Genomic DNA, 12,914 nt, shown 5'->3' with positions numbered 1-12,914 from the left:
GTTGTGGGTTGTGAGTTATTGTTTTACATGGGGATTTTGAGGGGGATTTTGCTTTTTTGTACTTGTGTAAATGGGTAACATTTGGGCCTAGATGCTGTTTGTCCCGACCTATAAATTAGTTGTCCCAACCTAAGAATTGAATGTCCCAACCTAAGAACGTAATGTCCCAACCTAGATATTAAATGTCCCAACCTAGGAATTAGATGTCCCAACCTAAAAATGTAATGTCCCGACCTAGATATTGAATGTCCCGACTTAGGAATTAGATGTCCCAACCTAGAAATGCTATGTCCCGCCCTAGCTATTGCATTTTCCATACTAAAAAAGCTATGTACCTAACTTAAAGAATGTTAAAATTTTGTTAGCGTAGGAATTTTGGCACGCTTTTTGTTTTGGGTTTATTATACACGTGTACTGAGTTTTAAATTTTTGTTTTACTTTTTAAAATTTTATTATTATGATTACTAGAATTAAAAAAGAAGAATACACTGCTTTGGGTGATTTTATATTACCAAGCTTTGTGCGAGACCAAGCTATTATTGTGGCTAAGTTTCCTAAATTGAATGATGCGTTTTTGACTGCGTTTACTACCAAGTTAAATTTTGTAAAGAAATTGGAGAGTCGTGTGGTAAAGGCTGAAGAAAAAAAGAAAGTTACTGCTGACTTGTATCAAACGGCTGCTGCGTTGAATGCGGAGCTTACGGTTTTGAACAGTTATGTTGCTGATGCTGGGTTGAATACTCAGGTTGTTACGGCTTTGAAAAATGACCTTTACATTGCTAATATTGAGGGGGCTGTTTTGAAGACGGAGGGTGTTTTACAGTATGTTACTAGTAACCAAGCTGCTCTTGAGGAAGAAGGGATGTCGGCTGCGTTTGTAGCTACGTTGGATGACTTTATTACGAAGCTTGCTGCTAAGAATAGTTTGCAAAATGACTATATGAATAGTTTGAAGCAACTGACTGAGACCAATGGTTCGCATTATGATGAATTGTATGGGTTTATTAGTAAAATTGCTAACAAAGGAAAGTTGATTTTTAAAGCATCGGTTACTTATGATGAGTATTGCATTACGAAGAACATTAGTAAGATGCGTGCCATTAGGGTAAAAGTTGACGATAAGAAGTTGCCTTGATTTCTGAGTTGTTCATGACGAGAAGACCCCTGCCTATATGGTGGGGGTTTTTGGTTTTTGTCGGGTTTATTAAAAATATATAAATGGCGCTATATTTAATTTCAAGTTAGTTCAACCTAGAGAATAACCCTTCTATTTTTTTACCGTATCCTACTTTAAGAATGAGTTTAGTAATTTACTGCGTATTCCTTTATTACAGTTTGAGGCTTGTTTTTTGAAAATCTCATGGTATCCATGATTTGATACGCTTTTCTATATTCTTGAATTAAAACTTCAGCATCAGCTAATTGTCGTTTTTTTAGAGGGAGGTTTATTAAATCAATCTATGGAAGGCATATGAACTAAAGCAGGATTTTCGTCTAAAACTAATTTCTTTATTTCCTTTAAAGATGTTACTGGTACTACACCCATAGAATTTATAAAAAACGGGAATAATAAGGAGCTATCCTAAATCAACTTATTTAAGGAATCCTTTTTTAACTCAAACAATAAAAACCTAAAAAAGCCCAACCATTAAACACTTTTGGCTCTTTTAAAAGCACAAACATCTAAATAGTTATTGTACACTATTAGTCTTTTTGCCCCTATAGATTTTGGCGAAGTAACCTATTGCTTCTATTTTGTTTTATTCTATTGAACTTGATAAGGCAATTGTAATTTGATATCAAAAAATAGGATTTCACAATTTGTTCGCTATTTTTGAAATCCTTATACCAATTAAATGGCGCAACAATTATATCCTTTTGATACTTTTTCGGTTCGTGAGTTGAATCTTCAGCTGATGAAAAAGTTGGGGTATAGTATTAAGTCTAAATCAGATTGTGCTAAACTGAGTGAGTTAATCTTTAAAGAAGGCTTAGGGCTTATTTCGCAAAGCACCTTGTACCGTATTTTGCTTTATGACAAAGCGCATAAACCTTTTTACAATACCTTAACCATAATAACTCAGTTTTTGGGTTATATTGATTGGGAAGACTTTTGCAAAACGATACACCGTAAAAAGAAGTTGGAGTATACTAACGGTCATTTATCCCATACTAATCTTGAGAAATCTTTGCTTTATCAATGCATTCAATTAGAAAACTACCGGCCTTTAGAAGCACTATTCAACAACATAGGAGATGTTGAACAAGAAGCAAAAGACAGTATCACCTTAATGCTTTATGATAGTTTGTTATCAATATCGGATACGATGCCTTTCTTTACCTATTTTGGCAATAATACTTTTATTAGAGAATCGTTTTTTGAATACGGAGTAGATCCTAGTTTTAGAATTGCTAACTATGATGAGGGATTTAGAATATACTTAGGTAATTACACCCCTGATAAAAGTTTGTTGGATTTGCAGAGTTTTATCTTTGGAAACTGTGTCTTGTTTAGGCATTATTGTGTAAAAGGAGACTGGGATAAAGCTTTAGGATTGGGACAAACATTATATAATACGCCTCTACTTTCCGCTACCGAGATGGAAAGTATATATGTTTTTCCGCGTTTGCGTTACCTAAGTTTAAAGTTGGTGTATTTGAAATTAACAAACGCTAATGCCGCTTTGATTGAAGACTATGTTCACTATCTCATAGACTATGCTAAAACAGTGTATAGTTCCCTTACTTATATTGAGCGCAGAATTGTATTCTATAATCTTGGGGATGTTTTTTTACAGACTAATGTAAATAAATTTTATCAAGAGCAACTCAAAGCCCTTTTTGAAAATGAATTTGCCCTTTTTCCTGAGGGATTATTACATAAACCCTTAGCGAAAGTACTTCCGTATTTTGAACCTAATGGGTTATTACAGCATAGGCCAACTTGAACTAAAATGAACTGTTTTATTAAATAGCGTATTAGTAACATTGTAGTAAATTAAAATTTACTCTAATGAAAAAATTATTATTACCATTATTTTTTATAACAATCTCCCTTAGTGTTTATTCACAACCAGGCTCTTTAGATCTTTCTTTTAATCCTCCTAATGCCATATATGGAAATGGTCAAGGCGCTGACGCAGGTATTGTCTGTACAGCTCTTCAAACCGATGGAAAAATTATTATTGGAGGGTCGTTTACCACATACAATGGCACTGTGTGTAATAATATTGGACGTCTTAATAGTGACGGCTCTTTAGACACTTCATTTAATCTAGGAGGAACAGGACTTAACGGAGCTGTTACTAGTATAGCGCTTCAAAGTGATGGCAAAATTATAATTGCAGGCGCATTTAATGTTTACAACAATCTTTCATCTTGTCCTGGAATAACAAGGCTTAATACGGACGGTTCGATAGATACAACTTTTTCTGTTGGAAATGGGCCGGGCACCGGTATGATTTCATCACTTAAAATTCAAAGTGACGGAAAGATAATTGCCTGTGGAAATTTTAGAGATTTCAATAATGGATCGATTAGAAATGACATTGTTCGTTTAAATTCTAATGGAACTGTAGACCCCTCATTTACCTCTGGCTCAGTAGTAAATGGCGATGATATTCAATACATTACTTCCTGTTGTGTTCAAGGTGATGGAAAAATAGTTATTGCAGGAAATTTTACCTCTTATATAGGGAATACATGTTACGGAATTGCTCGTCTTAATATTGATGGTTCTTTTGACTCTACTTTCAACACTGGAACAGGTATAACTACCGCAACTGGCATGTATAGTAATGTTGTTAACCAGATTGGGTTACAAACTAATGGTAAAATTATAATTTGTGGACAGTTCCCATATTATAATGGATATGCAAGAAAGGGGATAGCTAGTATAAATACTGACGGCAGTATAGATACGACCTTTAATTGCGGTGAAGGAACAGATGGTTCTGTAGATTATTTATCAATAGAGAGCAATGCGAAAATCATTATATCTGGTTCATTTTCATCATATAACGGCTACTCTATGAGCAATAGTGCCAGATTAAATGCTGATGGATCATTAGATGGTAATTTTAACACCGGAACACCGGGATTACATTTTGTAAGCTCTAACACTCTAAATGATGGGAAGATTATTATTTGTAATGTTTTTATCCAAAGTTGGAATACCAAATCCATTGCTCGCCTAAATAATGATGGTTCATTAGATACTACATTTAACCCGTTATTAGGAACAGATAATATTGTAAATACTACTTTAATTCAGAACAATGGTAAAATTGTAATTGGCGGTAATTTCAAATATTATAACGGTAGCATGATAAATCGAGTTGCCCGACTTAATAATGAAGGATCATTAGATACTGCCTTTAACCCAGGAATTGGTCCTAATAATTCTGTTTTTACTTCAGCTATTCAAAATGATGGAAAAATTATTATAGGTGGTATTTTTACATCTGTTAATGGTATAGTGAATAATCGTATTGCACGTTTAAATACTGATGGTTCATTAGACACTACCTTTAATACTGGTTTAGGAGCAAATCAATCTTTTGTGATAGTAAATCAAGTTTCTCAGACAACCCCATCTATTAACACTATAGCAATTCAACTTGATGGTAAAATTATTATTGGCGGGAGATTTATCTCTTTTAATAATACTGCCCAAAAAAATTACATTGTTAGACTTAATGTAGATGGGACAATAGATTCAACATTTAATTCTGGTAACATTGGGTTAGATAGTACAGCAATTACCGTCATTAAAAATATAACTATTCAAAATGACGGAAAAATAATTTTAGTTGGAGATTTTTCCTCATATAACGGGGTTACAAGAAATCATATTGTTCGCATAAATACAGATGGAACTTTAGATTCTACCTTTAATCCTGGAACAGGGACCAATGGAATTATTTATTCGACAACTCTTCAAAGTGATGGAAAAATTATTATTGTGGGGAATTTTACATCCTACAATGGAGTTGCCAAAAAATATATTACCCGTTTAAATACAGATGGAACTTTAGATTCTACATTCAATACTGGTTTGATAGGAGCAAATTATGGTATAACAATAGCAACTCTTCAAAATGATGGAAAAATAGTTATTGGTGGAAGTTTTACAACATTTAATTTGGTTAGTAAAAATCACATTGTAAGATTAAATACAGACGGAAGTTTAGATGCCACTTTTGACGTAGGTAATGGTACTGGATCATATTTTATATCAGACCCTAGTCCAATTTGTTTTGCGCTTCAAACGGATGGTAAGATTATCGTAGTTGGAAATTTTACTAGCTATAATAATATAGCTAGATTTGGAATTGCTCGCATAAACTCACAAGGATCACTTTCGGTAAATGAAGACTATTTAAAATCTAATTTTACCATTTATCCCAACCCAACATCATCCAAAGTATACTTTGACAACAGTAAAGATAATTTTAAAGAAGTGGTTTTTTACAATTATTTAGGTCAAGAAGTTACAAAAGTTTCATTCACTGCAATAAGTGAAAATCAAGAACTAGATATGAGTAATTTAGCTTCCGGAGTTTATGTCTTAAAATTTGCAAACGACAAAATTAATCGATCAGTTAAAGTTGTAAAGCAATAAAAAAAGCAATGAGCTGCTTTGCTTTTTATATTTCATTTCAAATTATAGGTTAATCTTGTCCTCCTTTGTAATGACTATAAATGAAGGAGTACCCATTTACAAACTGAAAACATCCTTTAAAAAAATAACTTGCTAGTAGAGTACTATTGCTTTTATTATAAAAAAAGCGACAACCCGAAGGTTGTCGCTTAAAAAAACGAACTTAACTAATGGTATTATTCTTTTATAATTTTTTGAGTATAATGCTTATCCTCAGATATAATATCTAATATGTAAATTCCAGCTGCTAATGAACTAACATCACTATCTTTAGCATTAACATTGAGTAAACTTTTGCCAGTGATGTCGTAAATAGTTCCTGTAAATTCTTTTATTAGATCAACATGCAAAACATCTTGCATTGGGTTTGGGTAAGTTTTAATGGTACTGCTAGCGAAATTTTCATTTGCAAGATTGGCTGCGGTTAGTTTGATAAGAAATGCATCGGAATGGACATTATTTAGATTTCCAAATGTATCACCATAATTAGAATAGGTTGACCCTCCAGAGAGATATGTGCCATCTGCCAATTGCAAGAAGCCACCGGATTCATCTCCTGAACCACCTATGCATTTTTGCCACTGAATTGCATTGGAAGGACTAAATTTTAAAGCAAATATATCTCTGCCTCCATGATTCCCTGTAATATTTCCATCATTTGAAGTGGAACTTCCTGAAATTAAATACCCCCCATCAAGAGTTTGTTGTATTCCTCCTCCATCGTCGCCACTACCGCCATAACAATTTTGACCTAATATGACACCGGTATTACTTATTTTAAAGACCCAAACATCCCAATCACCATGATTGCCATATACATCGCCATCATTTGATTTTGAACTAGCTGAAACCAAATATCCGCCATCATTTGTTGCAATAATGTTAGAGCTATCCTCATTTAGAGAGCCTCCATAGCATTTTTGCCACTGTATATTGCCTCCTTGATTTACTTTAGTTATTAAAACATCATAGCCATCATGATAACCAGGAAAAGTTGATGAACTAGTACCTCCTGATAAAATATAACCCCCGTCGGATGTTTGTAATAAATTATAATAACTATTGTATTGATAATATTGTTGCCATTGTACATCACAAATATTAGTAAGTTTTATTAGCCAACTATACGAATATGTATAGGTAGCTCCATTATTATCTATTGTAATTGTTATTCTACCTGTTGCGAGAAACCCGCCATCTGAGGTTTGAATAATATTATAAAAAGCATCATCTCCATCGGAACCACCAAAGCATTTTTGCCATAGTATGGTGCCTTGAGCATCTATTTTGACCATCCAAGCATCATACCCTCCATGATTACCGGCAACGTCTCCATCAGTAGAATTGGTTTTTCCACTAATTATATACCCTCCATCAGTAGTTTGAATAAATGAGTACAGTTCGTCTTCGCCAGTGCCACCAATACATTTTTGCCATTGAATGGTTCCAACGGAATTGGTTTTAATAATCCAAACATCAGTTCCTCCATGATTACCGATTACAATTCCGTCGTTAGAGCTTGTTCGAGAAGCTATTATATAACCTCCGTCGGAAGTTTGAGATCCGCCGCCTAATCCATCATCATTAGAACCACCATAACATTTTTGCCAAATGGCAGTTGGAGCTTGTGCATTTGTAAATTGAATTGCTATAAGAGCAACTAATAGTAAAAGTTTTTTCATGAAATCAATTGTTGTCTATGATAATCGGCAAAAATATCTCAAATCTAAATCACTTATGTTTGGCAAATAAAAGCAAATAAAAAAGGGCTTTTATTATAACGAGAACATCAGTATTTTAGCCGACTATGGCCAGACTAATTCAAAAACCTAAATTGGAGTACTTACAGCACCTTAGGGCTGAAATCAATAAAAAATTTGTTAGTAATATTGCTTCAGCTACTGATTGTGAGACCTTAGCAGCTGCTATCTTTTTAAAAACACAACATCGTCTTTCTAATGATACTATTCGGCGGTTGTTTGCCATAAAAAAAAGCACATCGCATCCCAGCTTATTTACTTTAGATGTTTGTGCACAGTATTTAGAATACCAAAACTGGGAAGATTTTGTGCAATTTTTTTTGGAACAAAGTGCCTTACATCAAAAGAATTTATTGTTTGATATCATAGCCGAACAGGTCGCTTTTGAAGAACTACTTTCTCGAATAAATTCTTATATCCAGTCGACAGATTTATATGCTAATTTCAACAAGATAATTTTATATAAGGCTCAAATTAGGGACGAAGGTTTTTTTAAACGCCTCTTTGAGTTTACCCCCATTTTTGAATACAAGGAAGAACATAAATATGATATTTACTATACCATACATTTATTAGGTTCTTTATGTGACCGATATGATTGGTTAGGATCTATTGCTATTCAGTATTATCACACCATTCCTTATGACAATAATTACTTTGTAGAATGGCTTGTAGTTCCTGAAAAAAAATATTATTTGCCATTATTAGAAAACTATTTTGAAAACAATAGGAATATAAAATCTATAGCTATTTTTTATCATATAATATGGTCTACTCACTTTATTAAGGAACAAAATTGGGAAGGATTAGATGCGCATTTCAAAAAATCACTTCCTTTACTGATAGGCTCATTTACGCCAAACAGCATTTTAAAAATGAGATTGTTAGGCGTTCAAATGTTTCATGATTTTCATTTTAACAATGGTTCTCAAAAAAATACTATTTGGAAAAAAATATTCAACAATCCTCTTCTTGATGCACGAGACTCAGGAGATCGAATCACTAGTATTTTTATTATCAGTCTCTATTTAATTCAATTGAAAGAATATGAAATGATTATAGCACTTTTCGAGCAAAAAGCTATTAAATCGACAACGTTGTTAGGCCATTGGGGCAGTTTAAACTTTAATCAGTTAAAAGTGCTTTACGCTTTAGCTCTATTACAAACGGATAAAACGGAAGCCGCGCGTAGGGTATATAACCAAATTAAAGCCAACCAGTTTGACATGAACTTCAAAACGCAGATGCTAGAGGCTTACAAAATCTTAGCTGCCGAATTAAACTAAAAAAGCCCAACTACTAACTAAAGTTGGGCTCTCTTGTAACACTAAAATTTCTATGTAATTATTGTAAAATTATCTTCTTTCTGCAAAGTACTTCGTAAATGAAATTACTCTACGTGCAAGTAGTAGCCTTTTTTTATTATTTCTTAATTATTTTGACAGCTTGATTTCCTTGAGGTGATGAGAAACGTACTATATAGTTTCCTGTAGCTACTGTACTAGGCAGTAGTATTTCTTGTTGATACTCCCCTGATTGCTGTTCTTTACTATTTAAAACTGATTGAACCACTTTTCCTTGAAGGTCTATTATCTCAATTGTAACTATAGCTGCATCCTTTAGACTATAAGAAAAGGTTGCGCTCTCTTCAATTGGATTAGGATAGACCATGAAATTAGTATCTTTTGTTGTAAAATCTAAAGTGCCTAAATTCAAATTAGTATAGCGAGTCATCGCCATTATGGTATTAGACCCGTTAAATGATCGACCAACGGCTAATAATTTATTACTACTCAAATACAATAATTTATTAATGCCTGATGAATAATAAATTGGGGTAGATAGAATTCCCGCAGTTCCGAAGGTTGCATCTAATGTTCCATTTGTATTGTATCTTGTAATTCCAAATTGAGAATTAATTGCGCCCGCTTTTACAATTTTTCCATTGGGTTGCATAATCGCATTATAAAATGTATCTGTTACCAAGCCATTAGTTCCATAAGTGGTATCTATAGTTCCGTTAGGTAAAAATTTAGTAATTAAACTACCCGTTGATATATCTGAAACCAAGTATAAATTGGAATTCGAATCGGATAAAAATTCACGAGGATTATTATAGGTGTTATTTTCAGTAATTACTTTACCGTTTGTTCCAAAAGTGGTATCAATTAATCCAGAGACATTAAACTTAACCATTCCATTAGCTAAGGGAGGCAAGTTATTTCCAGTTGTATACAATGGACCCGTAACAATTACACTATTGTCAGGATTTAAAATTAACTTTCTTGGATATTCGTATTCTGTTGCAGAATAAAAATCAAATCTTGAGGTTGCAATACCATTAACGCCATAAGTTGCATCTAATGTTCCATCTAGATAATATTTACTAACACCAAAACTTAATAAAGAACCATCAATATTAAAATTATCAAATGCAACATAAATACTTCCATCATTTGCCGCTATTAAATCATCAACAAATGAATAGTTTAGTGATTCGTCCAAAACAGTAATAAATCCAGCATTTACTCCCCCAAATGTAGCGTCTAAAATACCATCTGATGAATATCTATAAATGGTTAAATCATTTGAAACTAATATTTTTCCATCCAACTGTTGTTTCATAACATAACCATAAGCAAAGCCACAATCTACAATTCCATTTGTACCGAAAGAATTGTCAATGGTTCCATTTTGATTGTATCTTATAAGAAGCGTTGTATCTGAACTGTATCCGTTTTTAGAAGAAACCATAACAACGGTTTTTCCAAAAGGCTGTTCTATTGCGCTGTTAATAATATCTGTTCCTTGTTTTAAATTGAAATCACGAATATATTCTGTCACTCCTGTACTGGAAGTTTGGATAAACTCCATTCTAAAATCAGAATTTGTATTTTTATTAAAATTAGTTCCTCCCGTTAAAATTTTTCCATCGGGTTCAACAATTAAAAAACTTGATAGCGATTTCAAATCCGCATTAAAACTACTTGAACCTACATATACTGTACCTGTTGAAGAAAACGAAGTGTCAGGAGTGCCGTCTGAATTGAATTGATTTAAAGCAAATTGAGTATTAGTTGTTATTGAGTCATAATAAGTTCCAGATATCAAAATTTTTCCTGAACTCAAACAATTTACTTGTGGTTTTTGATAAACATTATTGGTTCTATAACTTGGTTTTAACACACTGAATGTGGCATCTATAGAACCATCAATATTATAACGTTTAGCGTATAAGAAACTCGATGAAACTGAAATTGACGACGAAGAAGTAGAAGAGTTACTTGGAGATGTATAATTTCCGGCGGTAACTATTTTACCATCCGATTGAAAATCTATAGATTGAATTCCCGTGGTAGAAGTAACAATTCCATTAGTTCCAAATGAAGTGTCTAAACTACCAATAGTATTAAATCTAGAAATAATATAATCTGTACCAGTAGTTACTTGTCTTCTCCCTGCTACTACAATTTTACCATCAGTTTGAATTTTTGTTGCAAATAAAATTTCATTTGAGCCTGAAAGTGGTAATGTTGTCACGCCATCTAAATCAAAAAAGGTATCAATGGTTCCGTTACTATTCAAGCGAATTATAGCGAAGTCCGTGTCAGTTCCGTTACTTACATACCCTGTTGCAATTATTTTTCCATTGCTTAACATAGATAATGTTTTAATTGTCATGCTGTTTCCGTTACTATCTAAGTATATATAACCTGTACTATTAAAAGACGAGTCAAATGAGCCATCGGAATTTAGTCTTGTAACATAAGAACCACCAGCAACTAAAATTTTACCATCCGATTGAATCGTTACTGCTTCTAACACATTTGAAAAAGAACGATATCCATAATTATTAAATGAAGTATCTAAACTTCCTGTTGGAAATACTCTCGAGATAAAACCATTGGCAGCAAATTGATCTGCAGTACGACCAACAACAATAATATTGCCATCTGTTTGCAATGCTGCGCTTGTGACCCATTCATCCGTATTTGAGGTTGAGAATTGATTTAAAACAATCCCACCATTTGTGCCAAAAGTTGGGTCTAATGTTTGTGAAAAACTGATTATTGAGTTTGTAATAAGTATGGTTAAAAGTATTTTTTTCATGGAATTCAAATTTTCAACAATATTACTCCATTCCCCAACCAAAATAAATTGCAAGTTATTGCAACTTTATATTGAAAAGGTATTACCATTATATTTGTCATGCCTTACAAAACAATATGAACCAACCCAACCTTTATATCATTACCCTTTGCAATCAAGTGGAAACCCGCTTGGGCTTTAAGATTAAAAATATAGCCGATGCGCATCAGGCATCCGTTCAATTGGCATTGCAAAAACTACACATTTCACCCCATACCATTGCTCGTTTGTATGGCGTAGTGAAGCCTTTTAGAACGCCTTATAAAGACACCTTAAATGTGTTAGCACGCTATTGCAACTTTACCGATTGGGAAGATTTTTGCGAGAATCAAACCAACATTCCGTTTGATCCCAACTTTTTCCTAACCGAGGCTTCTGATGGGTTTTCCTTAGCGGTGTTGCAATTGGTTTTAGCTAATGAAGATTTTAAGGCCTTGCCACTGGTGTTAGCCCAAGCAAAGAACTCTGAAAATGAAACGATACGATTCACAGCGGCCGAACTTATAGGCGCCTATGTGCGCCAAAGCAAAAGACAAAAGGAGTTATTACAGATACTGGCAGCCAATTCAATAGGGCATCTCTTTTTTTATGAATGTTATGTAGACGAAGACAATGAAGGGAAGTATTTTTCAGAGGCTTTGTCTCAGTATTATTTACCTCAACTTAATAATGACTACAGAAAACTTTTTGTGTATTGTTTTATCATCAGTCAAACAGCGCATAAAGAACGCAAAGCCTCTCCTTTGATTCCAGAGTTTCAACAATTAATTCAAGAATTGGATAAAGCAAATTGCCATTTTCACGAACTTTCCAGATGGATAGAATGTTTGATTCTCATTGATGGATTTACTGGAAAGCTTCCAGCCACTTGCACAAAACACATACAGGAACTAGTGGCAGTGTGTATCGATTTGCCCAATACTGAAAAAGCATGGTTGCTGGCTAGGTCATTAAAAGCCTTATTACTCTTTGGTTTGAAAGAGGAATTGTTTCACAACAAAGCGCTAAACAAAGTTATTGATGCGCTAATCAAAAACCAAAAGAAAGAAGAGCATAGCATTGCTTTGTATATCCTACAATACTACTGGATTTGTCAATCGATGTACTTTAAAAGTAAAACTGTATATGCACCATTTCGCATTCACAATATTATATTCCAAAATGAAAGCCACGAAAAAACCGCTATTGAATTTGCGGTGGCCTCGTTGTTTGCTTCTGGAGAAAATAAAAGTATACTTGATTCAAATCTCAAAGGGTATTGCGAAGAAAAAGGGGTGCATTGGGTGTTGCGGTTATTAGATAAGTAATCGTAGGTTTATTAATTGTTACAAAGCTGTTCTGCA

Annotated in this window: 7 protein-coding genes; 5 read left to right on the top strand and 2 right to left on the bottom strand. The window is 33.6% G+C overall.

What is annotated here, in order from left to right; all coding sequences use genetic code 11:
- Positions 1 to 457 precede the first annotated feature (457 nt).
- The 3 genes from OLM53_RS13090 (at position 458) to OLM53_RS13080 (ending at position 5,623) form a co-directional block, all read left to right on the top strand.
- The gene (locus OLM53_RS13090; protein ID WP_264520666.1) at positions 458 to 1,135 is read left to right on the top strand and encodes a hypothetical protein; all 678 of its coding nucleotides are present in this window, start codon (positions 458 to 460) and stop codon (positions 1,133 to 1,135) included.
- A gap of 721 nt (positions 1,136 to 1,856) precedes the next feature.
- Positions 1,857 to 2,948, top strand: a complete 1,092-nt coding sequence (locus tag OLM53_RS13085) for a hypothetical protein (RefSeq protein WP_264520665.1) — start codon at positions 1,857 to 1,859, stop codon at positions 2,946 to 2,948.
- Positions 2,949 to 3,013: 65 nt separating this feature from the next.
- Positions 3,014 to 5,623: a T9SS type A sorting domain-containing protein gene (locus OLM53_RS13080; RefSeq protein WP_264520664.1), complete on the top strand. Its 2,610-nt coding sequence runs from the start codon at positions 3,014 to 3,016 to the stop codon at positions 5,621 to 5,623.
- Between the two features lie 215 nt (positions 5,624 to 5,838).
- Here OLM53_RS13080 and OLM53_RS13075 read toward each other — a convergent pair whose 3' ends face one another.
- Positions 5,839 to 7,344, bottom strand: a complete 1,506-nt coding sequence (locus OLM53_RS13075; RefSeq protein ID WP_264520663.1) for a T9SS type A sorting domain-containing protein — start codon at positions 7,342 to 7,344, stop codon at positions 5,839 to 5,841.
- Between the two features lie 152 nt (positions 7,345 to 7,496).
- On the opposite strand from OLM53_RS13075, the gene OLM53_RS13070 reads away from it, so the two are divergent.
- Positions 7,497 to 8,708 (top strand): hypothetical protein, encoded by a 1,212-nt coding sequence (locus OLM53_RS13070; RefSeq protein WP_264520662.1) that lies wholly within the window; start codon positions 7,497 to 7,499, stop codon positions 8,706 to 8,708.
- A gap of 136 nt (positions 8,709 to 8,844) precedes the next feature.
- On the opposite strand, the gene OLM53_RS13065 is transcribed toward OLM53_RS13070, so the two are convergent.
- Positions 8,845 to 11,532 (bottom strand): T9SS type A sorting domain-containing protein, encoded by a 2,688-nt coding sequence (locus OLM53_RS13065; protein ID WP_264520661.1) that lies wholly within the window; start codon positions 11,530 to 11,532, stop codon positions 8,845 to 8,847.
- Positions 11,533 to 11,648: 116 nt separating this feature from the next.
- Between OLM53_RS13065 and OLM53_RS13060 the strand changes: the two genes are divergently transcribed.
- Positions 11,649 to 12,878, top strand: a complete 1,230-nt coding sequence (locus OLM53_RS13060; protein ID WP_264520660.1) for a hypothetical protein — start codon at positions 11,649 to 11,651, stop codon at positions 12,876 to 12,878.
- The last annotated feature ends 36 nt before the right edge of the window (positions 12,879 to 12,914 follow it).

This window comes from Flavobacterium sp. N1994, assembly GCF_025947145.1.
Lineage (GTDB): Bacteria > Bacteroidota > Bacteroidia > Flavobacteriales > Flavobacteriaceae > Flavobacterium.
This window is presented reverse-complemented; position numbering and strand designations above follow the sequence as displayed.